The 22,305-nt window shown below is 61.2% G+C and carries 23 protein-coding genes and 2 pseudogenes; 14 read left to right on the top strand and 11 right to left on the bottom strand.

All coding sequences use genetic code 11. The features are described 5' to 3' along the window. The first annotated feature begins 61 nt into the window (after positions 1–61). Positions 62–1,306 carry a lipoprotein-releasing ABC transporter permease subunit gene (locus SOP95_RS22560; protein WP_323608374.1) on the top strand — a complete coding sequence of 415 codons (1,245 nt, stop codon included), beginning with the start codon at positions 62–64 and terminating at the stop codon, positions 1,304–1,306. Positions 1,307–1,429: 123 nt separating this feature from the next. Here the strand turns inward: SOP95_RS22560 and SOP95_RS22555 are convergent, their stop codons facing one another. Both SOP95_RS22555 and SOP95_RS22550 read right to left on the bottom strand, forming a co-directional pair. Further along, positions 1,430–2,779 carry a heavy metal sensor histidine kinase gene (locus SOP95_RS22555; RefSeq protein WP_323608373.1) on the bottom strand — a complete coding sequence of 450 codons (1,350 nt, stop codon included), beginning with the start codon at positions 2,777–2,779 and terminating at the stop codon, positions 1,430–1,432. Continuing rightward, positions 2,779–3,459 carry a heavy metal response regulator transcription factor gene (locus SOP95_RS22550; protein ID WP_323608372.1) on the bottom strand — a complete coding sequence of 227 codons (681 nt, stop codon included), beginning with the start codon at positions 3,457–3,459 and terminating at the stop codon, positions 2,779–2,781. Before SOP95_RS22550 ends, SOP95_RS22555 begins: the two co-directional genes overlap by 1 nt. Positions 3,460–3,615: 156 nt before the next feature. On the opposite strand from SOP95_RS22550, the gene copI reads away from it, so the two are divergent. Then, positions 3,616–4,137 (top strand): copper-resistant cuproprotein CopI, encoded by a 522-nt coding sequence (gene copI, locus SOP95_RS22545; protein ID WP_323608371.1) that lies wholly within the window; start codon positions 3,616–3,618, stop codon positions 4,135–4,137. 61 nt (positions 4,138–4,198) lie between these two features. Next, positions 4,199–5,029, top strand: coding sequence for an NADPH-dependent 7-cyano-7-deazaguanine reductase QueF (gene queF, locus SOP95_RS22540; protein ID WP_323608370.1), 831 nt, complete (start codon positions 4,199–4,201; stop codon positions 5,027–5,029). Between the two features lie 119 nt (positions 5,030–5,148). Here queF and SOP95_RS22535 read toward each other — a convergent pair whose 3' ends face one another. Both SOP95_RS22535 and SOP95_RS22530 read right to left on the bottom strand, forming a co-directional pair. Continuing rightward, on the bottom strand, positions 5,149–5,412 hold the full coding sequence (locus SOP95_RS22535; protein WP_323608369.1) for a DUF4404 family protein: 264 nt from the start codon (positions 5,410–5,412) through the stop codon (positions 5,149–5,151). A gap of 109 nt (positions 5,413–5,521) precedes the next feature. Next, a complete protein-coding gene (locus tag SOP95_RS22530) occupies positions 5,522–6,151 on the bottom strand; it encodes an HAD family phosphatase (RefSeq protein ID WP_323608367.1) in 630 nt (209 codons plus the stop codon). 186 nt (positions 6,152–6,337) lie between these two features. Between SOP95_RS22530 and SOP95_RS22525 the strand changes: the two genes are divergently transcribed. The 3 genes from SOP95_RS22525 to rssC all read left to right on the top strand — a co-directional run bounded on the left by SOP95_RS22525 (position 6,338) and on the right by rssC (position 9,020). Further along, entirely contained in the window at positions 6,338–7,027 is a 690-nt protein-coding gene (locus SOP95_RS22525) for an MlaA family lipoprotein (protein WP_274077056.1), read from the top strand. Positions 7,028–7,356: 329 nt separating this feature from the next. Next, complete coding sequence (gene rssB, locus SOP95_RS22520; protein ID WP_274077055.1) at positions 7,357–8,538, top strand: two-component system response regulator RssB; 1,182 nt, start codon at positions 7,357–7,359, stop codon at positions 8,536–8,538. Next, complete coding sequence (gene rssC, locus SOP95_RS22515) at positions 8,538–9,020, top strand: anti-sigma factor antagonist RssC (protein WP_274077054.1); 483 nt, start codon at positions 8,538–8,540, stop codon at positions 9,018–9,020. Before rssB ends, rssC begins: the two co-directional genes overlap by 1 nt. Positions 9,021–9,217: 197 nt before the next feature. Here rssC and tal read toward each other — a convergent pair whose 3' ends face one another. The 3 genes and pseudogenes from tal to SOP95_RS32235 all read right to left on the bottom strand — a co-directional run. Continuing rightward, positions 9,218–10,144 carry a transaldolase gene (tal, locus tag SOP95_RS22510; protein WP_274077052.1) on the bottom strand — a complete coding sequence of 309 codons (927 nt, stop codon included), beginning with the start codon at positions 10,142–10,144 and terminating at the stop codon, positions 9,218–9,220. A gap of 315 nt (positions 10,145–10,459) precedes the next feature. Next, a pseudogene (locus tag SOP95_RS32240) lies at positions 10,460–10,972 on the bottom strand (methyl-accepting chemotaxis protein); the annotation flags it as partial. 345 nt (positions 10,973–11,317) lie between these two features. Then, positions 11,318–12,388: pseudogene (locus SOP95_RS32235) on the bottom strand (HAMP domain-containing protein); the annotation flags it as partial. Between the two features lie 429 nt (positions 12,389–12,817). Here SOP95_RS32235 and SOP95_RS22500 point away from each other — a divergent pair. Next, complete coding sequence (locus SOP95_RS22500; protein ID WP_323608365.1) at positions 12,818–14,134, top strand: Na+/H+ antiporter family protein; 1,317 nt, start codon at positions 12,818–12,820, stop codon at positions 14,132–14,134. A 61-nt stretch (positions 14,135–14,195) separates the two neighbouring features. On the opposite strand, the gene SOP95_RS22495 is transcribed toward SOP95_RS22500, so the two are convergent. After that, positions 14,196–15,128 (bottom strand): LysR family transcriptional regulator, encoded by a 933-nt coding sequence (locus SOP95_RS22495; protein WP_323608364.1) that lies wholly within the window; start codon positions 15,126–15,128, stop codon positions 14,196–14,198. A gap of 111 nt (positions 15,129–15,239) precedes the next feature. Between SOP95_RS22495 and SOP95_RS22490 the strand changes: the two genes are divergently transcribed. From SOP95_RS22490 to SOP95_RS22480, 3 genes are all read left to right on the top strand, one after another. After that, the gene (locus SOP95_RS22490; protein ID WP_323608363.1) at positions 15,240–15,734 is read left to right on the top strand and encodes a DMT family transporter; all 495 of its coding nucleotides are present in this window, start codon (positions 15,240–15,242) and stop codon (positions 15,732–15,734) included. Continuing rightward, positions 15,734–16,192: a DMT family transporter gene (locus tag SOP95_RS22485; protein ID WP_323608362.1), complete on the top strand. Its 459-nt coding sequence runs from the start codon at positions 15,734–15,736 to the stop codon at positions 16,190–16,192. Before SOP95_RS22490 ends, SOP95_RS22485 begins: the two co-directional genes overlap by 1 nt. Positions 16,193–16,283: 91 nt before the next feature. Next, the gene (locus SOP95_RS22480; RefSeq protein ID WP_274077046.1) at positions 16,284–16,445 is read left to right on the top strand and encodes a metallothionein; all 162 of its coding nucleotides are present in this window, start codon (positions 16,284–16,286) and stop codon (positions 16,443–16,445) included. 25 nt (positions 16,446–16,470) lie between these two features. On the opposite strand, the gene SOP95_RS22475 is transcribed toward SOP95_RS22480, so the two are convergent. Both SOP95_RS22475 and SOP95_RS22470 read right to left on the bottom strand, forming a co-directional pair. Further along, on the bottom strand, positions 16,471–16,743 hold the full coding sequence (locus SOP95_RS22475; protein WP_274077045.1) for a hypothetical protein: 273 nt from the start codon (positions 16,741–16,743) through the stop codon (positions 16,471–16,473). 32 nt (positions 16,744–16,775) lie between these two features. Continuing rightward, positions 16,776–17,003, bottom strand: a complete 228-nt coding sequence (locus tag SOP95_RS22470) for a DUF6555 family protein (RefSeq protein ID WP_020799440.1) — start codon at positions 17,001–17,003, stop codon at positions 16,776–16,778. Positions 17,004–17,169: 166 nt separating this feature from the next. Between SOP95_RS22470 and selD the strand changes: the two genes are divergently transcribed. Next, positions 17,170–18,204 (top strand): selenide, water dikinase SelD, encoded by a 1,035-nt coding sequence (gene selD, locus SOP95_RS22465; protein ID WP_323608361.1) that lies wholly within the window; start codon positions 17,170–17,172, stop codon positions 18,202–18,204. Continuing rightward, the gene (mnmH, locus tag SOP95_RS22460) at positions 18,204–19,307 is read left to right on the top strand and encodes a tRNA 2-selenouridine(34) synthase MnmH (protein ID WP_323608360.1); all 1,104 of its coding nucleotides are present in this window, start codon (positions 18,204–18,206) and stop codon (positions 19,305–19,307) included. The genes selD and mnmH overlap by 1 nt, the downstream gene beginning before the upstream one ends. Positions 19,308–19,441: 134 nt before the next feature. Here mnmH and SOP95_RS22455 read toward each other — a convergent pair whose 3' ends face one another. Further along, entirely contained in the window at positions 19,442–20,116 is a 675-nt protein-coding gene (locus SOP95_RS22455; protein WP_274077042.1) for a histidine phosphatase family protein, read from the bottom strand. A 367-nt stretch (positions 20,117–20,483) separates the two neighbouring features. Here SOP95_RS22455 and SOP95_RS22450 point away from each other — a divergent pair, with 367 nt between their 5' ends. Together SOP95_RS22450 and hemB are read left to right on the top strand one after the other, a co-directional pair. Beyond that, positions 20,484–21,194, top strand: coding sequence for a glutathione binding-like protein (locus SOP95_RS22450; RefSeq protein WP_323608359.1), 711 nt, complete (start codon positions 20,484–20,486; stop codon positions 21,192–21,194). Between the two features lie 128 nt (positions 21,195–21,322). Further along, the gene (hemB, locus tag SOP95_RS22445) at positions 21,323–22,297 is read left to right on the top strand and encodes a porphobilinogen synthase (RefSeq protein WP_274077040.1); all 975 of its coding nucleotides are present in this window, start codon (positions 21,323–21,325) and stop codon (positions 22,295–22,297) included. Positions 22,298–22,305: the final 8 nt, after the last annotated feature.

Genomic DNA, 22,305 nt, shown 5'->3' with positions numbered 1-22,305 from the left:
TGCAACCCGACGGCACTGAAAAGCCAGTCGGGTTTTCTATTTTTATACGGTGCCCCAGCGAATGTTCAGACCGTTATCGATCTTTATCGGCACGCGCTATACCCGCGCCAAGCGCCGCAATCGCTTCGTTTCCTTCATCTCGATGACCTCGATGATCGGCCTCGCCCTGGGCGTGCTGGCCATGATCGTGGTGCTGTCGGTGATGAACGGCTTCCAGCGCGAAATGAGCTCACGCATCCTCGGCATGGTCCCGCATGCGACCATCGTCGGGGTCAATCCCATCGATGACTGGCAGCCCGTTGCGGCGGCCGCGATGAAAAACCCGCAAGTCACGGCCGCCGTGCCGTTCACCGAGATGGAAGGCATGCTGTCCTACAAGGGCACGATGCAGCCGATCCAGGTCAGCGGCATCGATCCGGCGCTGGAAGGCAAGGTGTCGATCGTCGCCCAGCATATCGTCCAGGGGCGGTTGGATGCGTTGAAGCCGGGCGAGTTTGGCGTGGTGATCGGCGAGATCACGGCGCGGCGGTTTCGCCTGAATGTCGGCGACAAGATCACCCTGATCGTGCCGGAAGTCAGCAATGCGCCGGGCGGCATCACCCCGCGCATGCAACGGCTGAACGTGGTCGGGGTGTTCAAGGTCGGTGCCGAACTGGACGGTTCGATGGCACTGATCCACATGGCCGATGCCGCGGCCATGCAGCATTGGGCGCCGAACCAGGTGCAGAGCGTGCGCCTGGCGGTGAAGGACCTGTACGCCGCGCCGCAAGTGTCGAGCGACATCGCCACGGGGCTGGGCGCCGCCTACAAGGCTGACGACTGGACCCACACCCAGGGCAGCCTGTTCAGCGCCATGAAGATGGAAAAAACCATGATTGGCCTGTTGTTGCTGATGATTGTCGCGGTGGCGGCATTCAATATCATCGCCACCTTGATCATGGTGGTGAACGACAAGGGCGCGGACATCGCGATCCTGCGCACCATCGGCGCCACGCCACGGCAGATCATGGCGATCTTCATCGTCCAGGGCACCGTGATCGGGATTGTAGGCACCCTGATCGGCGGCGTGCTGGGCGTGATTGCGGCGTTGAATGTCAGTGCCATGGTCGGCTGGGTAGAGCGGGTTAGCGGACAGCACATCTTCAGTTCCGATGTGTATTTCGTCAGTAATTTGCCGTCTGAATTGCAGGGTGCGGACGTCGCGCTGATCTGCACGGCGGGGTTTGTCATGAGTTTTTTGGCCACGGTTTATCCGGCGTGGCGTGCGGCGAAGATCGAGCCGGCTCACGCGTTGCGTTATTCGTAACCGCTGATACCGCTATCGCCGGCAGGCCAGCTCCCACAGGGATCGCGTCGTACACAAATTATGTGAACATCACAAAATACTGTGGGAGCTGGCCTGCCGGCGATGAGGCCGGCCTGGCTAGCCTCAATCTCCCTTGGGCAACTCAATCACAAACCTGGTCCACCCATCAGCCGATTCACACCGAATCTGCCCACCATGGGCCCGGATGATCGACTGGGTAATCGCCAACCCCAACCCCGCATGCTCACTGCTGCCTTCATGTCGCGCCGGATCAGCCCGGTAGAAACGATCAAACAGGCGCGGCAGCAAATCCGCTGAAATCCCCTCACCGCTATTTTCCACCGTCAGCCTCAAGCCCTCGGGCCGATCGACAATCCGCACCCGAACCTCGCCTCCAACCGGGGTAAACCGCAATGCATTATCCAGCAAGTTGGACAGCGCCCGGCGCAACATACTGCGGTCACCCTCGATGCATGCATTTCCGTCGCGGCTCAAGGTGAGTTGAGTGTCCTCGGCCAAGGGCGCAAAAAACTCCAGCAACACATCCACTTCCTCAGCCAGTTCCAGCGGTTCGCGCTTGGGCATCAACAAACCGTGGTCGGCCTTGGCCAGGTACAGCATGTCGTTGACCAGTTGGGCCATCCACTGCAGTTCCTCGAGGTTGCTGTGCAGCGCTTCGCGATAATCCTCGAGGGGGCGCTCACGGGTGAGGGTGACCTGGGTGTGGGTCAGCAGGTTCGACAGCGGTGTGCGCAGCTCATGGGCAATGTCGGCGGAGAAGGCCGAGAGCCGTTGGAAGGCGTCGTCGAGGCGTCCGAGCATGGCGTTGAAGTGGTGGGCCATTTCGGCAAGCTCCGGCGGCATCTGTGCTTCCGGCAGGCGGGCGTTCAGCGAGTGCGCCGAGACCCCACGGGCGACCGCGCTCATGCGGCGCAACGGTCGCAACCCGCTGCGCGCGGCCCAGGCACCCAGCAGGGCAGTGGCCAGGGCGGACAGGCCGACAGTCAGCCAGATCAGGTGTTGCATGCGTTGCAGAAAATGCTGGTGATGGGTGATGTCCAGCAGCAGGGTCAGTTGCGGCGAATCGACCTGGTCGAGGTACAGCGGCGCGTTCAGCACGCGATAGTCGGTGCCGTCGTGGCTCACCGTGGATAAGCCGGGCTGGCGCGGCAAGGTCGGCGGCAGGCGCGGGGAGCTGTCATGCCAGCGGCGGCCATCGCTGCCACTGATGCGCAGTGACAGGTCGGCCTGGCGACTCAATTCGTCGGCCAGCCGGGCTTGACCTTCGCTTGATTGGATATCCGGCAATGCCCTTCGTAATCCAACAAGCTTGGCGTCCAGCAACTGTTGGTCGAGCTCGATGAAGTGCGCCTCACTGGCGCGGCTGAACAGAAACCCGGCGAACAGCGAGACCACGGCGGTGCACGCGGCGAACAATAGTGCCAGGCGCGCGCTCAAGGACAGCCGGCGCATCAGGGCTGGCGCTCTTCAAGCACGTAGCCCATGCCGCGCACGGTGTGGATCAGTTTGTTCGGGAACTCGTCGTCGATCTTCAGGCGCAAGCGGCGGATCGCGACTTCGATGACGTTGGTGTCGCTGTCGAAATTCATGTCCCAGACCTGGGAGGCGATCAGCGATTTGGGCAGGACTTCGCCCTGGCGGCGCAGGAGCATTTCCAGCAGGGCGAACTCCTTGGCGGTCAGGTCGATGCGCTGGCCGCTGCGCTCGACGCGGCGACGGATCAGGTCCAGGCGCAGGTCGGCCAGTTGCAGGCAGGTTTCCTGGGGTGGGGTGCTGCCACGGCGCAACAGGCTGCGGACCCGCGCGAGCAACTCGGAGAAGGCGAACGGCTTGACCAGGTAATCGTCGGCGCCCAGCTCCAGGCCGTGTACCCGGTCTTCCACGGCGTCCCGGGCGGTGAGGAACAGCACCGGCGTGTCGAGGCCGGCGCTGCGCACCGCTTGCAGGATCTGCCAGCCATCGCGACCGGGCAGCATCACATCGAGAATCAGCAGGGCATAGTCACCGCTCAGCGCCAGTTGCTGACCGGTGCTGCCGTCGGCCACCAGCTCCGTGGTGAACCCGGCCTCGGTCAGGCCCTGGCGCAGGTAATGGCCGGTTTTCGGTTGGTCTTCGACGATCAGCAGTTTCATGGGCGACTCGGGCTAAATGGCACGACAGCGTTATACCTTGGGCGACGACGCTGCAGGCCAAGCTGACAAAGTTGTAATCTGGCTGTCAGGTAACGGGCAGCGGTGGCAGTTTAGAGTTTTCCACAGGCTGAACCTTGATCTTGTTGGAGTACTTCGATGTTTTTGCGTAAATCCGTGTTGTTGGCCAGCTGTCTGTTGGCGCTGAGTTCGCCGGTGTGGGCATCGCCGGCGCAAACCTGGGATTTTGGTCAGCCGGCACCGGCCGCCAAGGCGAGCCGCAGCGTCGAGGTGGTCATGGGTGACATGACGTTCACCCCCAAGGCGATCGAGATCAAGGCCGGGGAAACGGTGCGCTTCGTGCTGGTGAATAAAGGCCAGTTGCTGCACGAATTCAACCTCGGCGATGCCGCGATGCATGCCAGGCATCAGCAGGAAATGCTGCAGATGCAGCAACACGGCATGCTCACGCCTACCGGCGTGAAGGCAATGGACCACAGCGCCATGGCCGGAATGGGCCATGCCATGCAGCACGACGACCCCAACAGCGTGCTGGTGGAGCCTGGCAAGACCGCCGAGCTGACCTGGACGTTCACCAAGGCCACCAGCCTCGAATTTGCCTGCAACATCCCCGGTCATTACCAGGCCGGCATGGTAGGCAAATTGACTGTCAGTCAGTAAGCACTCAAAGGCTGCGGCAAAGGCTGGTAGAATCCGCTGATTCTTCAGTCAGGTTTCCGCCATGCATCCCGCAGCCGAACACTCGCCGCTGGGCAAATCCAGCGAATACATTGCCACTTACACGCCGTCCCTGTTGTTTCCGATCCCGCGCACCGCGAAATGGGCGGAGCTGGGCCTGACGGCTGAAACACTGCCGTATAAAGGCGTGGATTTCTGGAACTGCTTCGAACTGTCGTGGTTGTTGCCATCGGGCAAACCGGTGGTGGCGATCGGCGAATTCAGCATTCCGGCGGATTCGCCGAACATCATCGAATCCAAGTCGTTCAAGCTCTACCTCAACTCCTTGAACCAGACGCCGTTTGCCGACACCGCCAGCCTCGAATCGACCCTGGCCAAGGACCTGTCGGCCGCCGCCGGTAAGCCCGTGGGCGTGCGCATCCGCAGCCTGAAAGAAGTCGAGGCTGAAGGTGTGGTGGCATTGCCAGGGGAGTGCATCGACGATCTGGACATCAGCGTCAGCACCTACGAGCACCCGCGCCCGGACCTGCTGCGTTGTGATCATTCGCGCATTGTCGAAGAGAGCGTGCACAGCCATTTGCTCAAGTCCAATTGCCCGGTGACCAGCCAGCCGGACTGGGGCAGCGTGGCGGTGGAGTACCGTGGCGCGGCGCTGGATCACGCGAGCCTGCTTGCGTACATCGTCAGCTTCCGTCAGCACTCGGACTTCCATGAGCAGTGCGTGGAGCGGATTTTCCTTGATCTGCAGCGGTTGCTGAAGCCGGAGAAATTGACGGTGTATGCGCGGTATGTGCGGCGGGGTGGGTTGGATATCAATCCGTATCGCAGTACTGAAGAGGTGCAACTGCCGAACCATCGCCTGGTCCGTCAGTAAATGATTTGTAGGAGCAAGCTTGCTCGCGATGGAGGTCAACGATAACGCGGGAAGCCTGACTCCCCGCGGTGATCTCTGGTTTTTCGCGAGCAAGCTCGCTCCCACATGTATCTGCAGGATCAGATGCCCATGCTGTGCAGGGCCGTGCCAATCCGGCGCAGGGCGTCGGAGAGGGTCGGGTGTTCGAGTTCGAAGCGTTCGACGGCCAGGTTGACGTTATCGGCGAGGTTGACGTCCTGGGTCTTGGTTTCCAGCTCCAGTTCAAGTTCGATCTGTTGCATCAGCGCGTGCAGGTCTTCGCGCTCGACTTCGGTCAGCGAAGGTTTCTTGTCCAATTGCTCGCGCAGGGCATTGAGCTGTTCTTGCAGTTCGCGGGCAGACATGGCGTTCTTCCTTTTATCGATAGGCACTGGCATAGACCGCGACGGCGCGCCAAAGGTCTATGGCTTATCTTTAGATTAATCCACTCGCGCCTAACCTGCATGATCTGTATCAGGGCTTTTCGCCCTTGAGCCGACGCAAGCTGATGTCTGCCAGGCAAGTGTCGAGTTCACCGAGGTGATCGATCACCGAATGCACGCCCAGACCGAACAGCTGCACCGTGGCCTTGCTGCGCTTGATGTCGCGTTCCTGTGCGGACAATGCCTGCCATTGCGCCGGCGACAGCCCGCAGAGCGAGCCGCAGGAGGCCAGGCCGATGGTCCACAACCCGGCATTGAGACCCGATTGCAGCAGTCGCGGTTCGCCACTGACCAGCACGCAGCCTTCCAGGCGTTCGATGTCCAGGGCCATCAAGGCTTGCCAGCACGCATCCGGTGCCGGCCAGGGTTTGATTGTTGCAAGCTGTTGCAGAGGCTGCGAAGGCTTGATCCATTGCGGCAGGCCGATAGCCAAAGCATGGCTGGTCGAGGGAGGTAGTTCATCGAGCCAGGCGCAGGGGACCTGCTGGCGCTGCAAGCTGTGCAGACTGTCCAGGGCGCCGGGCGTGACCTCGGCGTGAGCGGCGTCATGGTTGCCCTGAAGGCGCATGCAGGCGCCGAAATCCACCAGGCAACCACTCAGGCCGAACAGCACGGCAGTCAGGTTCGGCGCGGTTTGCGGGGTGATTTCGGCGTGTGGCATGTCTACGTCCCTGAAATAGCCTCGAGGCTAAAGGGCGACGGTGACAGTTGAGTGACACTGTTGTGAATTGCTCGCCCTGTGAGGGGGGCGGGTCCAATACTGCCTAAAGTGGCAGTTACGTCTTATACTATCGATCTTTGCGCCGGGCCAAGCGCCCCGCGACGTTACAGTCCAAGGAGTTTTTCTATGCGCTGGAGCAATCCTCTCGCTCGGCTTTGTGTGTGCGCCAGTGCGCTGCTGGTTCCGTTTGCTGCCCAGGCAGCCTCGGAAGATGATCCTTGGGAAGGCGTCAACCGTCCGATCTTCGAGTTCAACGACTTCGTCGATACCTATGCCTTGAAACCTTTGGCCCAGGGCTATCAGTTCGTGACGCCAGAGTTTCTCGAAGATGGCATCCACAACATGTTCCGCAACGTCGGCGATGTGACCAACCTCGCCAACAATATCCTCCAGGTCAAACCTCACGCGGCGGGTATCGACACGGCGCGCCTGCTCTTCAACACCACCTTCGGCCTGCTGGGCTTCTTCGACGTGGGTACCCACATGGGCCTGCACCGCAATGACGAAGACTTCGGCCAGACCCTGGGTTACTGGGGCGTTGGCAGTGGTCCCTACGTGATGTTGCCCCTGCTCGGCCCAAGTACGCTGCGTGATGCGCCCTCGAAGTACGTCGACGGCTACACCGGCCCGTACCGCTACATCCACGATGTACCGGTGCGTAACTCGATCTTCGGCCTGAACATCGTCGATACCCGTGCGAGCCTGCTGTCCTCCGAGAAGCTGATCACCGGCGACAAGTACACCTTCATCCGCAACGCTTATCTGCAAAACCGTGAATTCAAGGTGAAAGACGGCCAGGTCGAAGACGATTTCTGATCTCGACCGGTAAGAACAAGGCGGCCAACGAGCCGCCTTGTTCGTTTTTATTGCCCTGAGCAACCTTTCATTGGGTTTCGGTTTTGCAGGTTCTTATAACTCCCGGTGATTTGAAAAGTCTCGTCGCCAAGAGACCATCGGCGTGAGCTTGAAACGCCTCGCGGATGGGAGTACCGTCTGCGCCTTAGAAGGGCACCTCTGGTGGATCTGTGAGTCGGGTAAACGCTCGAAAACAGTGCAGCAGAGAGGCTAGAAAGCGAATCCAGTAGTCTGAGCCGGGCGAAAATCCGAGCCGCTACGCCAACCTAATTCTGGCGCCGTTTGCCCACATGCCAAAAACCAGTGCCACGCTGCTGATAATCGATGATGACGAAGTAGTGCGCGCGAGCCTCGCGGCCTATTTGGAAGACAGTGGTTTCAGCGTCTTGCAGGCCAGCAATGGCCAGCAGGGTCTTCAGGTATTCGAGCAAGACAAGCCCGACCTGGTCATCTGCGATCTGCGCATGCCACAGATGGGCGGTCTCGAACTCATCCGTCAAGTCACCGAGTTGTCACCGCAAACACCGGTGATCGTGGTGTCGGGTGCCGGCGTCATGAACGACGCGGTCGAGGCCCTGCGCCTGGGCGCAGCGGATTACCTGATCAAGCCTCTCGAAGATCTGGCCGTGCTCGAGCACTCGGTGCGTCGGGCCCTGGATCGCGCACGCCTGCTGGTGGAAAACCAGCGCTACCGCGAGAAGCTGGAAAAGGCCAACCGCGAGCTCGCCGCCAGCCTGAACCTGCTCCAGGAAGACCAGAACGCCGGTCGCCAGGTGCAGATGAACATGCTGCCGGTCAGCCCCTGGACCATCGACGATTTCAAGTTTGCCCACCAGATCATTCCGTCGCTGTACCTGTCGGGTGATTTTGTCGACTATTTCCGGGTCGACGAGCGCCGGGTAGCGTTCTACCTGGCGGACGTTTCCGGGCATGGCGCCTCTTCAGCCTTCGTCACCGTGCTGTTGAAATTCATGACCACGCGCCTGTTGTTCGAGTCCAAGCGCAACGGCACCTTGCCGGAATTCAAGCCGTCTGAAGTGCTTGGGCATATCAACCGGGGCCTGATCAGTTGTAAGCTGGGCAAACACGTCACAATGGTCGGTGGAGTCATCGACGAGGAGACAGGTTTGTTGACCTATAGCATCGGTGGTCATTTGCCGTTGCCTGTGTTGTACACACCCGACAGTGTTCGTTACCTGGAAGGGCGTGGTCTGCCGGTAGGCCTCTTCAATGAAGCCACCTACGAGGATCACGTGCTGGAATTGCCGCCGACGTTCAGCCTGACGCTGATGTCTGATGGCATTCTGGACCTTTTGCCGGAACCCACACTCAAAGAAAAAGAGGCTGCCTTGCCCGAACGGGTCAAGGCGGCGGGCGGCAGCCTGGATGGCCTGCGGCAGGTTTTTGGATTGGCCACGCTTGGGGAGATGCCGGATGATATCGCCCTGTTGGTGTTGAGCAGGAATCTTTGATGAGTACCGGTAGAATCCAGTTCGCCGAGCAGGACGGCACCTTTGTCCTGAAATTCGTCGGTGAAGTTCGCCTGACCCTGTGTTCGGCGTTGGATGCAACTATTGAGCGGATCTTCACCGCGTTGAATTTCAACGCGATCGTGATCGACCTGACCGAAACCCGCAGCATCGACAGCACCACCCTGGGCCTGCTGGCCAAACTGTCGATCCTGTCGCGGCAGAAGGTCGGACTGCTGCCAACCGTTGTCACCACCCATGAAGACATCACCCGTCTGTTGCAGTCGATGGGGTTCGAGCAGGTGTTCAACATCGTCGACCAGCCGGTGCCATGCCCGGAATGCCTGGACGACCTGCCTGATCAGGATCAGTCGGAGGAGGTGGTGCGGATCAAGGTGCTGGAAGCGCACAAGATCCTCATGGGCTTGAACGACTCCAATCGGGAAGCCTTTCATGACCTGGTGAATGCTTTGGAGCGTCACTGATCCCTTAGAGGGATGTTGGCCGGGCTGGCCTCATCGCCAGCAAGCTGGCTCCCACATTGGATCTGTTGCGTGAACAAATCCCCCTGTAGGAGCTGGCTTGCCAGCGAAGGCGTCCGCAAGAACACCTCACTCGATCAGGACGCACAAAAAAGGGCGAACCCACCAGGGTTCGCCCTTTTTGCATTACGCGATCCGGATCACAACTTGGCCTGCAACAACGCCTCCAGCTTCTCCTGGTCCCGGGCGAATTGACGAATACCCTCGGCCAGTTTCTCGGTGGCCATGGCGTCTTCGTTGGACAGCCAGCGGAATTGCGCTTCATTGAGGTTCAGGCGCGCTTCACCGGCGCTGCCCGGCGCCAGTTTACGCTCCAGCTTGCCGGTGTCCGCCGCCAGCTTGTCGATCAGGTCGGGGCTGATGGTCAGGCGGTCGCAACCGGCCAGTTGCTCGATCTGGCCGAGGTTGCGGAAGCTCGCGCCCATGACCACGGTCTTGTAGTCATTGGCCTTGTAGTAGTTGTAGATGCGCGTCACCGACTGCACGCCCGGATCATCGGCGCCGACGTAGTCGTTACCGTTGGCTTTCTTGTACCAGTCGTAGATGCGGCCCACGAACGGCGAAATCAGGAACACCCCGGCGTCGGCGCAGGCAGCCGCCTGGGCAAACGAGAACAGCAGGGTCAGGTTGGTCTGGATGCCTTCCTTTTCCAGGATCTCGGCAGCGCGGATGCCTTCCCAGGTGGAGGCGATCTTGATCAGCACCCGGTCGCGGCCGATACCGGCGTTTTCGTACAGCTCGATCAGACGGTGCGCTCGCTTGAGTACGGCGTCAGTGTCGAACGACAGGCGCGCATCCACTTCAGTGGAGATACGGCCGGGAATCACCTTGAGGATTTCCTGCCCCACCGCGACGCCAAAACGGTCGCTGGCCAGGCCCACATCGCCCTTGCAGTCGGCGACGCAAGCGTTGAGCAGTTCGGCATAAGCAGGAATGGCCGCTGCCTTGAGCAGCAGGGAAGGGTTGGTGGTGGCGTCCACGGGCTTGACGCGAGCGATTGCTTCGAAGTCGCCGGTGTCGGCAACCACGGTGGTCATCTGTTTGAGTTGTTCCAGCTTGGAAGTCATGGGCGTGCTCTGTCCTATGGGTCTGATGACATTACCCGAGCGCTGACAGCCACTCAAGGGCATGTATGTGTATCGATGGCCCCAGGGGCAACAACCGCAAAACGGCTGTTTGAATGGCGGGGCGCGGTATCGGTAGATAGGATGCCGAAACGCCGCGCAGGTTCCGGGCAACTGACCGGGTGTGCATCTTATGTACGATAGATAGACCTGTGGGAGCGGGCTTGCTCGCGAATGCGGTGTGTCAGTCGATACTCATGTTGACTGACACACCGCATTAGCGAGCAAGCCCGCTCCCACATTGGATGTGTGTATGGGTTAAACGCGGAACTGATCCATCAGGCTCTGCTGTTGATTGGCCAGGCGATTGAGCGATTGGCTCACCCGCGCCGACTCGTTGGCTTGCCCCGACAGCGACTCGGTGACGTCGCGGATGGTCGCCACGTTGTGGTTGATTTCCTCGGCCACGGCACTTTGCTCTTCGGCGGCGCTGGCGATCTGCAGGTTCATGTCGCTGATCACGGTGACCGCGTCGCCGATCTGCTGCAGCGCCGTCACGGCCTGACCAACCTGTTCGACGCTGTCCTGGGCCTGGCGGTGGCTGTTGCCCATCGAACCGACCACGTCCTGGGTGCCGCTTTGCAGTTGTTCGATCACCACGCGGGTTTCTTCGACCGACTCCTGGGTGCGCCGCGCCAGGTTGCGCACTTCATCGGCCACCACGGCAAAACCGCGCCCGGCTTCACCGGCCCGGGCGGCTTCGATGGCGGCATTGAGGGCCAGCAGGTTGGTCTGTTCGGCAATGGCGCGGATCACTTCCAGCACCGAACCGATTTTCTCGCTGTTGGCCGCCAGGCCTTCGACCTGGACCATCGCCGCGCTCATGTCGGCGGCGAGGTTGTCGATGCTCGCGGTGGTGCGGTCGATCACGGTCAGGCCCTGGCGGGTGGCCTGATCGGCATCGCGCGCCGCCTGTGCCGCTTGTGCGGCGCTGCGGGCGACGTCCTGGGCGGTTGCGCTCATTTCGTGGGAGGCGGTCGCGACCTGGTCGACCTGACGGTATTGCTGCTCCATGCCGGCGCTGGTCTGGGTGGCGATGGCGGACGACTGGTCCGCCGTGCCGCGGGCGTCCTGCACCGAGCGTTTGACCTCGGCGATGATCGGTTGCAGCTTGTCGAGGAAACGGTTGAACCAGCCCGCCAGTTGGCCCAGTTCATCCTGTTTGTCATAGGCCAGGCGGCGGGTCAGGTCACCTTCACCGCTGGCGATGTCCTGGAGCATGTGCGCCACGCCGAGGATCGGCCGGGTCACGCTGCGCGCCATCAGCCACACCAGCAGCAAGCCGATCAGCGCGGCGAGGATGCCCAGGCCGAGTTCGGTCAGGGTGCCGGCGGTGTTGCTGTCATCCAGTTGTTTTTTCAGGGTCTCGGCCGGGCCGACCAGGACTTTTTCCGGCACGTCGAGCAGCACGCCCCAGGCTTTGCCGCCGGGAATCGGCTGGAATGGCGCCAGCACTTTCAATTGCTGATTTTTGTGCAGGCTGGCGGTCGCGCTGCTGGTGGCAAGCATGCGCATCAGCTCGGCGCCGGTGCGGGTGTCCACGACTTCCAGGCGCTGGCTGAGTTTGCTCGCATCGGCACTGTAACCGGCGAGCAGGCCGGCCGGGCTGACGATGCTGACGCTGGTCTGGCCGTCATAGAGCTTCTTGCTCGCGTTCTGGCTGATTGCCTGCAAGCTGTTGAGGTTGATGTCCACCGACAGCGAAGCGATGACCTTGCCGTTGACCATCAACGGGAACACGATGCTGGTCATCAGCACGTTCTGGCCGTCGATCACATAGAAGTACGGCTCGATCACGCAAGGCGTGAGGCGGGTGCGCGGGCAGGTGAACCAGGCATTGGCCGGTTCGCCGCTGGGGCCGGTGCTGGTGTCGGCCATGTCGCTTTCAGGCAGCGCCATGGAGGTCACCTTGCCCGGTGTCGGCTGCGACCAATAGAGGGCGAAACGGCCCTTGTCGTTGCTCCCCAGCTCCGCCTGGCCGCTGAACAGTTCGTCCTTGCCGTCCAGGGCGTTGGGTTCGAACACCAGGGACAGTCCGAGCAGGTCGGGGTTGGCTTGCAGTGCCGACTTGACCTGGCGGGTCAGGTCTTCGCGCAGGTCGAAGGCATCGAGGAAGCGTTTTTCCGCCTGGTCGCGCAGGAACAGCACCTGGCGCGAGAAACCATGGCCATATTGATAGGCGTCCATGAACTGCTGGCGGATCATCAGCGCCTGGTTTTCACCCTGGGACTCGATCCGCGCCTGGGCCGCTTCGGTCAGCATCTCCATGCTCGAGGCTTTCACCAGCGCGGAACTGTGCTCCATGCGATACAGCGAAAGACCCACCAGCAGGGTCACGATGCCCGCCAGGCAGAGGCCGGCCAACAGGGTGATTTTCCATTGAATGGAAAGTTGTCTGAGCGACATGGAGGCGTCCTTATTCGATAAATATCTGCGACTTTGCTCTGTAACGGCCTGAAAGCAGCTTTCTTGAGCCAAAACTTGTCGCTTGAGGCTTGCAGCTTGCAGCGGCTTCCTTCAAAGTGCGCGCCCTCTAATAAAACCTATTCCTTTATCCGCTGGCGGCTCTCGCAGACTGCCGGCCGGACTCTTTTCGCTTGCCCAGAGGTAACGACAATGAATGCAGTAATTGCCGCGGTCGGCATCATGCTGATACTCAGCCTGTCCCGCGTGCATGTGGTCATCGCGCTGATCGTAGGGGCACTGGTGGGGGGGCTGACCGGTGGCCTTGGCATCGACGCGACCCTCAAGGCGTTCAACAGCGGCTTGGGCGGAGGGGCGACGGTGGCGTTGTCCTATGCGTTGCTCGGCGCGTTTGCGGTGGCGATTGCCAAGTCCGGCCTGGCCCATGCCTTGGCTGACAAGGCCCTGGCAATGGTCGACCGCCAACATGCCAATGGCGGTGGCCAGGTCAAATGGCTGCTGATCGGCCTGTTGTGGGTCGTGGCCATCGCGTCCCAGAACATCCTGCCGATCCATATCGCGTTCATTCCATTGCTGGTGCCGCCGCTTCTGTATGTGCTGACCAAGCTGCAGCTCGATCGCCGGTTGATCGCCTGCGTCATGACCTTCGGCCTGATCACCCCGTACATGTTCCTGCCGGTGGGCTTCGGCAACATTTTCCTGAATGAGATCCTGCTGGCCAACGTCGCCCGCAGCGGCGTCGATATCAGCGGCATCAACGTGACTCACGCCATGGGTATCCCGGCACTGGGCATGGTGGTAGGCCTGCTGATCGCGTTTGTCAGTTACCGCAAGAAGCGCGTCTACGACCTGGCAAAGATCGAACAGGTCGAGCAGGTCGCGGTGCAGTACAACCCGCTGAGCCTGATGGTTGCCGGCGTGGCCATTGCCGCGGCGTTCATCATCCAGCTGCTGCTGGATTCGATGATCATCGGCGCGTTGGTGGGTTTCCTGATTTTTTCGGCGTCGGGCATCGTCAAGTGGCGTGACACCGATGAGCTGTTCACCGAAGGCATGAAGATGATGGCGATGATCGGCTTCATCATGATCGCCGCGTCCGGCTTTGGCGAAGTGATCAAGGCCACCGGGCAAGTGCAGACGCTGGTCGAAACCTCGGCCTCGTGGATCGGCCACAGCAAGGCCGTCGGCGCCTTGCTGATGTTGCTGGTCGGGCTGTTGGTGACCATGGGCATCGGTTCGTCGTTTTCCACGGTGCCGATCCTGGCGGTGATTTTCGTCCCCTTGTGCGTGCAGCTGGGCTTCAGCCCGATCGCCATCGTCTGTATCGTCGGCACCGCGGGTGCATTGGGCGACGCCGGTTCGCCGGCTTCGGATTCGACCTTGGGGCCGACCTCCGGCCTGAACATCGACGGCCAGCATCACCACATCTGGGACACCGTGGTCCCGACTTTCCTGCACTACAACCTGCCGTTGCTGGTGTTCGGCTGGATTGCGGCGATGGTGCTCTGATTTCACATACGGCAGCGAAGGCGGCATAACGGCCACCCTCGCATCGCCAGCAAGCCGGCTCCTACAGGTCCCAATACGGCACTTCGCCAAAGCATTCGACAAAAAAGTCGATCACCGTCCTGACCTTCACCGACAGGCGCCGGCTGCCGGGCCAGAGCACGGCGATCTGCTGCGGCTCGAGGCTGTTGGACACCTGGTAGTCCCCCAGCACCGGCACCAGCGTGCCGTTGCGCACGGCCTCGCCGATCAACCACGACGGAAACATCACCAGCCCCAGGCCCTGCTCGGCGGCCTGGGTCAGGGTGTCGGCGTGGTTGCCGGTGATCGGCCCTTTCACCGTATAGGGTGTCCAGGGCAATTGGCCTTTGCGGAAAAACCAGCGCTGCAGGCCTGACACGCCTTTGTAGGCCAGGCATTGATGAGCAGCGAGATCGTCTGGATGTTGTGGCGTGCCGTGGCGTTGCAGGTACGCCGGGCTCGCCGCGACCTGAAAGCGATGGGGCGCGAGGATCCGCCCCTGCATGCTGGAGTCATGCATTGGGCCAATGCGAAACAGCAGGTCGGCGCCTTCCTGCAAGGGAGAGACGTAGCTGTCGGTCTGCTGGATGTCCAGTTGCAGTTTGGGATAGCGCGCACACAACTGCCCCAGCCACGGCGTCAAATGCCGCTGGCCGAACACCACTGGCGCGTTGATCCGTACCAGTCCGCTGGGCTCGCTTTGCTGTTCCTGCAGCGCCTGTTCGGCTTCCTCCAGTTGCACCAGCACCAGTCGCGCGTGTTCACCCAGCAATCGCCCGGCCTCGGTGGGCGTGACGGCGCGCGTGTGGCGGTAAAGCAATTGCTGGCCCAGGGCCTGTTCCATCAACTGGATCTGGCGGGAAATCGAAGAGGGCGCCAGGCCCTCGCGGCGGGCGACTTCGGAAAAGCTGCCGTGATCGAGCACCGCGACAAACAGCCGAAGCGCCTTGAATCCCAGTTCGTTGAGGCCGTGCATGGTCAGTCCTGCTGTGCGAGTTACGCAAAAGTGTTGTCAGGATGCTCCCATTTATCGCAAAGCACCGCCAATCGATAATGCGCGCCATGTTTCTCGAACGGAGTTTTATCGATGCAGTCTTCTTCTCTCGACAACGTCGGTGCTGCAGTGGCACCGAGCACCCGGCCAGGGTTGCGGCTATTGCTGCTGCCCCTGGTGATCCTGGCGGGCATGGGCCTGTCCGTGGAGGCCGGTTTGCTCGGGCCGTTGGGCGTTCAGGTCGGTCACCTGTGGGCGACCTTGAGCATCTTTGGCGTCGGCTCGGCGATTCTGTTTTTCCTGTTGCTGCTCAGCGGCCCGCGACAGGGCCCGGCGCTGAGCGAATTACCGCGCTGGCAGCTGATCGGCGGTTTTCTCGGGCCGATCTATGTCGTGGTGCTGACGCTGGCGACACCGCACATCGGTATCGCGATGACCATGATCGCCATCCTGTCCGGGCAGGTCGGCAAAAGTGTGCTGATCGACCATTTCGGCTGGTTCGGCACCACTCGCAAGAAGGTCAACGCTGAACGCTGGCTGGCCTTGCTGCTGATTGTCGCGGCACTTGTCCTGATTGCACGGGGTTGATGATGAGTCTGATTATTTTGTTGGCAGTGGTCGTGGCGGCCGGGGCGATCCTGAGTGTGCAGGCGGCGATCAACGGGCGTCTGGGGGAAACGGTCGGGGTGTTGCGCAGCAGCTTGCTGACCTTCGTGGTGGGCGCGGTGCTGACCGGGTTGCTGATCGTTTTTTTTGAACCGGCCCATGCCACGAGCCTGCTGGACGTGCCGAAGTGGCAGCTCAGCGGGGCGCTGTTTGGCGTGGTCTACATGATGGTCATGGTCGGTGCGGTGCCGCGGGTGGGGACGGCGGTGGCGACCGTGGCGGTGATCGTCGGGCAACTGGGGATGGGGATGCTGATCGATAATTTTGGCTGGCTGGGCAATCCGGCCATCGAGTTATCGGGGAGCCGGGTGTTGGCGATGGTGCTGTTGGGGCTGGCCCTGGTGTTCATGTACCGCAGCAGCAGTCGGGTTGCGGGTTGAACGGTCAGGTGTACGCTTGATCAACTCCTACACTGGTACAACGGGTTGCTGATGCGGCCCGCCGACGACCACTGCCCAAGGAGTCAGCGCCATGACTGATGAAAAAAGCGTCTGTGACTGTCCGAAATGCAACTGCAAGCTCGGTGAACATCCGATCGTGCGCCACGGCAAGCATTACTGCTGTGAAGCCTGTTCCAAGCACCACGAGCACGGCGAAGAGTGCGCCCATAAAGGCTGCAAGTGCGCCCACTGACACTTGCAGCGCGGGAACGTGGGGCCTAGTCAGGCTCCACTTCCAGTTTCAGGCTGTCGTCGTCAAGCCGTTCGCTGTGGCGCACGGTGCCGGCCAGGCGTCGTCCATCGACCCGCACCACCACCGTCTTGGCCTGCTCCAGGTCTTCCGGCAATGGCGCTGGAACGCGGATCGCGAAGCGCATTGGATCATCTTCGACCTGTTCCAGGCCGACCCGGCATTCGGTGCTCTTGGTGATGCGGCCGAACAACGTATCCAGACCGTAGTCCAGATGTGCAGGGCTGCTGACGAGTGTCATTTACTGATCCCCCAATCCTGAGCGCTGCCGGGTTAACCGGCCGGGCGCCACTTGACGTTTTCCACGCCGAATTTTTCCGCCATCGGTTTGCTGGTCTTCTGCACTTTTTCGCGGCCGAAGCGAGGGATACGTCCGACCCCCGCGTCGCAGCTTGCCCAATGCCATGCCTCCGCGTTGTCCATTTTGTCCAGACGGATGATGAACGACTTGGGGACGCCATGAAGAGTGTATTCAATGACGAACAGTTTTGCGTTGTTCATAGAGCCTTTCTTCCTCCCTGTGTACATAGAGGGATCGTTGGGCGATGGGAAAATTCATTCGGATTGGCGGACGGTGAATTCATGACCGCTTCGCGAGCCGGCTCACTGCCACAGAGGCAGCGGCCGCTCTGCTAGAATCGGCCCCATTGACCCCATGAGGTGCCCTATGAGCGAACCGATTCGCCTGACCCAATACAGCCATGGCGCTGGTTGCGGCTGCAAGATTTCTCCCCAGGTGCTGGAAGTGATCCTGGCCGGCAGCGGTGCGCAGAATCTTGATCCGAAACTCTGGGTCGGCAATGCCTCGCGCGACGATGCGGCGGTGTATGCCATCGATGCAGAGCGCGGCGTGGTATCGACCACCGACTTCTTCATGCCGATCGTCGACGATCCGTTCGATTTCGGCCGTATTGCCGCCACCAATGCCATCAGCGACATCTACGCCATGGGCGGCGATCCGTTGATGGCGATCGCGATCCTCGGCTGGCCGGTCAACGTGCTGGCGCCGGAGATTGCCCGGGAAGTGATTCGCGGCGGGCGCGCGGTGTGCGATGAGGCCGGGATTCCCCTGGCCGGCGGGCATTCGATCGACGCACCGGAGCCGATCTTCGGCCTGGCCGTCACCGGGCTCGTGGAAAAGCGCCACATGAAGCGCAACGACACGGCCACGGCCGGCTGCCTGTTGTACCTGACCAAGCCCTTGGGCATCGGCGTGCTGACCACGGCTGAGAAGAAAGGCAAATTGCGCAACGCCGATATCGGCCTGGCCCGGGACTGGATGTGCACCCTGAACAGACCCGGCAGCCGTTTCGGCAAGCTCGAAGGTGTGACGGCGATGACCGATGTCACCGGTTTCGGCCTGCTCGGGCACCTGGTGGAAATGGCCGATGGCAGCAACCTCACCGCACGCATCGGGTATGACCGGGTACCGCGCTTGCCGGGCGTCGAGTATTACCTCGACCAGGGCTGCGTGCCGGGCGGCACGTTGCGCAATTACGACAGCTACGCCAGCAAGGTCGGGCGCCTCCAGGAGCTGCACAAGCGAGTGCTGTGCGACCCGCAAACCAGCGGTGGCCTGCTGATCGCCGTGACACCCGAAGGCAACGCCGGGTTTCTCGCGGTGGCGGCCGAACTGGGGCTGGACCTGGCGCCGATCGGCGAACTGGTGGAGCGACAGAGCCACGCGGTCGAGGTGTCCTGATGCCTGTCGACTGCACCGATTACCGCGACATTTTTCTCAGCGATCGACCGATGATGGATGCCCGTGCGCCGGTCGAGTTTCTCAAGGGCGCGTTCCCCGGCGTGGTCAACCTGCCGCTGATGAACGATCTGGAACGGCAACGGATTGGCACCTGCTACAAGCAACAAGGCCAGCAGGCGGCGATCGAGCTGGGCCATCAATTAGTGTCCGGCGCCATCAAGGCCGAGCGCATCCAGGCCTGGGCGGATTTTGCCCGGGCCCATCCTGATGGTCTGTTGTATTGCTTTCGTGGCGGGCTGCGGTCGCAGATCGTCCAGCAATGGCTCAAGGACGAGGCGGGCATCGACTATCCGCGGGTGGGCGGCGGCTACAAGGCCCTGCGTACCTTCCTCCTGGAAACCATGGACGAGGCCGTCTCCCAGTGCGATTTCGTGTTATTGGGCGGCATGACCGGCACCGGTAAAACCGACGTGCTCACGCAACTGGACAACGGCCTGGACCTCGAGGGGCATGCCAACCATCGCGGTTCCAGTTTCGGCAAACGCGTCACTGGCCAGCCGTCCAACATCGACTTTGAAAACTGCCTGGCGGTGGACGTGTTGAAAAAACGCGCCCGCGGAATCGAACAGTTCGTGCTCGAAGACGAGAGCCGCGCGGTCGGCAGTTGCGCGCTGCCACTGCCGTTGTACCAGGGCATGCAGCAGTTTCCGATGGTCTGGCTCGAAGACAGCCTGCACGGGCGAGTCGAGCGGATCCTGCGCGATTACGTGGTGGATTTGTGTGCCGAGTTCATCGGTGCCCATGGTGAGGAAGGTTTTGCGCTGTTTTCCGAGCGTTTGCTGGCGAGCCTGAACAATGTGCGCAAACGCCTGGGCGGTGAACGGCACCAGCGGATGCTGATCCTGATGGAAGACGCGCTGGCCGAGCAGGCGCGCAGTGGGGCGGTGGATTTGCACCGGGCGTGGATCGAAGGGCTGCTGGTGGAGTATTACGACCCGATGTATGTCTTTCAGCGGGAGAAGAAAGGGGCGCGGATCGAGTTTGCGGGGGAGCGAGATGAGGTGTTGGCGTATTTGCGCGAGCGGGGTGGTCGGCGCGGGTGAGGGTGGTTTTGCCGGCCCTATCGCGAGCAAGCTCGCTCCCACAGTAGATCTTCAGTGAACACAAATTTTGTGTGTGGGAGCGGGCTTGCTCGCGAAGGGGGCCGTCAAGGCACTACAAGACTTAAAGCACCAATTCAAGTCGGGCAAGTCTGCTGCCCGTTGTCCAACCCCTGCTTGTAGCTGTGGCTCTGCAGACTGGCCTTGCCGTTGTGCCAGGTCAGGGTCAGCACATACAGCGAGTCGTAGTCATTGGACTCCCAGTCCTCGGTGATCTTCTGTTTCTGGCCAACGGCTTCACCGGCGACCTTGTTGATCAATTCCGGCAGATAGCCGTGGGACCAGGCGGTGTAGATGACCGAGTTGTGGTACTTGTCGTGCAGCAGTTCATCGGCCAGGTCGCTGGTGTCGTTGGCCGAGAAGTTGATGTTCACCGGCAAACCGAGCTTGATCGCGCTGGGGCTGATGGTCATCAAGGGGCGGATGTAGCTGTAGGAATTGTCCAGTTCGCCTTCCTCGACGTTGCGCGTCGGGTTGGCGGCAAACACGTAGTCGGCCTTGCCGAATTTTTCCGGCAGCAGCGTGGCCAGGTCGATGGCGCGGTTCAAACCCTGGCAATTGAGCTGGCCCAGGCCGCCCTCAGGCTTTTCCGCATGGCGCAGGAACACCAGGGTCTGGGTGCCATCCGCCGGCTGGGCGCGACTTTCACGGGCCTCCAGCGCCAAAAACAACGCGCTGGTCACCAGCAAGGCGGGCAGGATCAAATAAGCGCGACGTTTGAAGTGTTGGGTGAATTTCAACGGATTGATCATGGAGTAAACGGTTCTTCAGCGCATTGAGTTAAGGCTGACAAACCTTTGCACCGCGACTTTCCTGCGTCGGGTGTTTTCCATGTCGTGAAGCCGGTCCGTATCAAAGGGACGCATCTCAGAGTCCTCTGAGGCCCGTTTGGTTCGATTCCGGCCGAGAGCGCAGCACTTTACCGGTAACCTTGCACGGGTTGGAGCAAAGGTTATCGACAGGATGTTGCGGAATTATGGACACCCTACACTAGCCGGCACGCCAGCGCGCCGTGATCTCGCTTGATCTCCACCATCATTGATATTCATGGCGCCAGACGCCGCAGCCCGGGTTATCTCCATTATGATCGGCATTCTCAATTTTCCCGTGGATGCCCACATGACCGATTTGTCTGCGTTCCCCATCACCCGAAAATGGCCGGCCCAGTACCCGGAGTGGATTCAGCTGTACTCCTTGCCGACCCCCAATGGCGTCAAGGTATCGATCATGCTTGAAGAGATCGGCCTGCCCTATGAGCCCCATCGCGTGGGCTTCGAGAGCAACGACCAGATGTCCCCCGAGTTCCTGTCGCTGAACCCCAACAACAAGATCCCGGCCATTCTCGATCCCCACGGTCCGGACGACCAGCCGTTGCCGCTGTTCGAGTCCGGGGCGATCCTGATCTACCTCGCCGACAAGAGCGGGCAGTTGCTGGCCCAGGAATCGGCAGCGCGATACGAGACCATTCAGTGGCTGATGTTTCAGATGGGTGGCATTGGTCCGATGTTCGGCCAGCTCGGTTTCTTCAATAAATTCGCCGGCAAGGACTTCGAAGACAAGCGTCCACGCGACCGCTATGTGGAAGAAAGCCGACGCCTGCTCAGCGTCCTCGACAAGCGACTTGAAGGACGCGACTGGATCATGGGCGAGCGTTACACCATCGCCGACATCGCGACCTTCCCGTGGGTGCGCAACCTGATCGGCTTCTATGAAGCGGGCGATCTGGTGGGTATCCAGAACTTCCCCAACGTCACCCGGGTGCTGGAGAAATTCCTCGCGCGGCCGGCAGTGAAGCGCGGGCTGGAAATTCCGAAACCAATCGCAAATTAAACCCTTACCCCCTGTAGGAGCGAGCTTGCTCGCGAAAAACGCCAGGACAACGCGATCCTTCAGACTGTGCGCGTTATCATTGACGACCATCGCGAGCGAGCTCGCTCCTACAGTTTTCAGGAATACCCATGTCCAGTCAGTTCCCCGAAGCACGTCCCCGCCGTCTGCGCCGCAATGCGAGCCTGCGCAGTCTGTTCCAGGAAACCGAATTCAGCCTGAACGATCTGGTGCTGCCGATTTTCGTTGAAGAAGAAATCGACGACTTCGTGCCGATCAAGAGCATGCCGGGGGTGATGCGCATTCCCGAGTCGAAGCTGGCTGGCGAGATCGAGCGTTATGCCCGGGCCGGGATCAAGTCGGTGATGACCTTTGGTGTGTCCCACCACCTGGACAGCGACGGCAGCGACACCTGGCACGACAACGGCCTGGTGTCGCGCATGTCGCGCATCGCCAAGGATGCGGTGCCGGAAATGATCGTCATGTCCGACACCTGTTTCTGTGAGTACACCGACCACGGGCATTGCGGCGTGATGCACAATCACGAGGTCGATAACGACCAGACCCTGCTCAACCTCGGCAAACAGGCGGTGGCCGCCGCCCGTGCCGGCGCTGACGTGATTGCCCCGTCCGCGGCCATGGACGGGCAGGTCCAGGCCATTCGCCGGGCACTGGATGCCGCCGGGTTCACCCAGACGCCGATCATGGCCTATTCGACCAAGTTCGCCTCGGCGCTTTATGGTCCGTTCCGCGAAGCCGGGGGCAGCGCGCTCAAGGGCGACCGCAAAAGCTACCAGATGAACCCGATGAATCGCCGTGAGGCGGTGCGTGAGTCGCTGCTGGACGAGCAGGAAGGCGCCGACGCGCTGATGGTCAAGCCGGCCGGTGCGTACCTGGACATCATCCGCGACATTCGCGAAGCCTCGCGCCTGCCATTGTCGGCGTATCAGGTGAGCGGCGAGTACGCGATGATCAAGTTCGCCGCCCAGGCCGGGGCCATCGACGAGGATCGTGTGGTGCGCGAAAGCCTCGGCGCGATCAAGCGCGCAGGGGCCGACCTGATTTTCACCTACTTTGCGATGGACCTGGCACTGGCCGGAATCTGAAAAAAACC

Origin of the sequence: Pseudomonas sp. YuFO8 (assembly GCF_035065025.1) — a bacterium.
In the GTDB taxonomy this organism is placed as follows: Bacteria; Pseudomonadota; Gammaproteobacteria; order Pseudomonadales; family Pseudomonadaceae; genus Aquipseudomonas; species Aquipseudomonas putida_AE.
The sequence above is the reverse complement of the archived record's forward strand: the minus strand, read 5'-3'. Positions and strand labels throughout refer to the sequence as shown.

Coding starts and splice junctions, on each gene's coding strand:
- SOP95_RS22560 (WP_323608374.1), top strand. CDS start 62: ATGTTCAGACCGTTATCGATCTTTATCGGCACGCGCTATACCCGCGCC.
- SOP95_RS22555 (WP_323608373.1), bottom strand. CDS start 2,779: ATGCGCCGGCTGTCCTTGAGCGCGCGCCTGGCACTATTGTTCGCCGCG.
- SOP95_RS22550 (WP_323608372.1), bottom strand. CDS start 3,459: ATGAAACTGCTGATCGTCGAAGACCAACCGAAAACCGGCCATTACCTG.
- copI (WP_323608371.1), top strand. CDS start 3,616: ATGTTTTTGCGTAAATCCGTGTTGTTGGCCAGCTGTCTGTTGGCGCTG.
- queF (WP_323608370.1), top strand. CDS start 4,199: ATGCATCCCGCAGCCGAACACTCGCCGCTGGGCAAATCCAGCGAATAC.
- SOP95_RS22535 (WP_323608369.1), bottom strand. CDS start 5,412: ATGTCTGCCCGCGAACTGCAAGAACAGCTCAATGCCCTGCGCGAGCAA.
- SOP95_RS22530 (WP_323608367.1), bottom strand. CDS start 6,151: ATGCCACACGCCGAAATCACCCCGCAAACCGCGCCGAACCTGACTGCC.
- SOP95_RS22525 (WP_274077056.1), top strand. CDS start 6,338: ATGCGCTGGAGCAATCCTCTCGCTCGGCTTTGTGTGTGCGCCAGTGCG.
- rssB (WP_274077055.1), top strand. CDS start 7,357: ATGCCAAAAACCAGTGCCACGCTGCTGATAATCGATGATGACGAAGTA.
- rssC (WP_274077054.1), top strand. CDS start 8,538: ATGAGTACCGGTAGAATCCAGTTCGCCGAGCAGGACGGCACCTTTGTC.
- tal (WP_274077052.1), bottom strand. CDS start 10,144: ATGACTTCCAAGCTGGAACAACTCAAACAGATGACCACCGTGGTTGCC.
- SOP95_RS22500 (WP_323608365.1), top strand. CDS start 12,818: ATGAATGCAGTAATTGCCGCGGTCGGCATCATGCTGATACTCAGCCTG.
- SOP95_RS22495 (WP_323608364.1), bottom strand. CDS start 15,128: ATGCACGGCCTCAACGAACTGGGATTCAAGGCGCTTCGGCTGTTTGTC.
- SOP95_RS22490 (WP_323608363.1), top strand. CDS start 15,240: ATGCAGTCTTCTTCTCTCGACAACGTCGGTGCTGCAGTGGCACCGAGC.
- SOP95_RS22485 (WP_323608362.1), top strand. CDS start 15,734: ATGATGAGTCTGATTATTTTGTTGGCAGTGGTCGTGGCGGCCGGGGCG.
- SOP95_RS22480 (WP_274077046.1), top strand. CDS start 16,284: ATGACTGATGAAAAAAGCGTCTGTGACTGTCCGAAATGCAACTGCAAG.
- SOP95_RS22475 (WP_274077045.1), bottom strand. CDS start 16,743: ATGACACTCGTCAGCAGCCCTGCACATCTGGACTACGGTCTGGATACG.
- SOP95_RS22470 (WP_020799440.1), bottom strand. CDS start 17,003: ATGAACAACGCAAAACTGTTCGTCATTGAATACACTCTTCATGGCGTC.
- selD (WP_323608361.1), top strand. CDS start 17,170: ATGAGCGAACCGATTCGCCTGACCCAATACAGCCATGGCGCTGGTTGC.
- mnmH (WP_323608360.1), top strand. CDS start 18,204: ATGCCTGTCGACTGCACCGATTACCGCGACATTTTTCTCAGCGATCGA.
- SOP95_RS22455 (WP_274077042.1), bottom strand. CDS start 20,116: ATGATCAATCCGTTGAAATTCACCCAACACTTCAAACGTCGCGCTTAT.
- SOP95_RS22450 (WP_323608359.1), top strand. CDS start 20,484: ATGACCGATTTGTCTGCGTTCCCCATCACCCGAAAATGGCCGGCCCAG.
- hemB (WP_274077040.1), top strand. CDS start 21,323: ATGTCCAGTCAGTTCCCCGAAGCACGTCCCCGCCGTCTGCGCCGCAAT.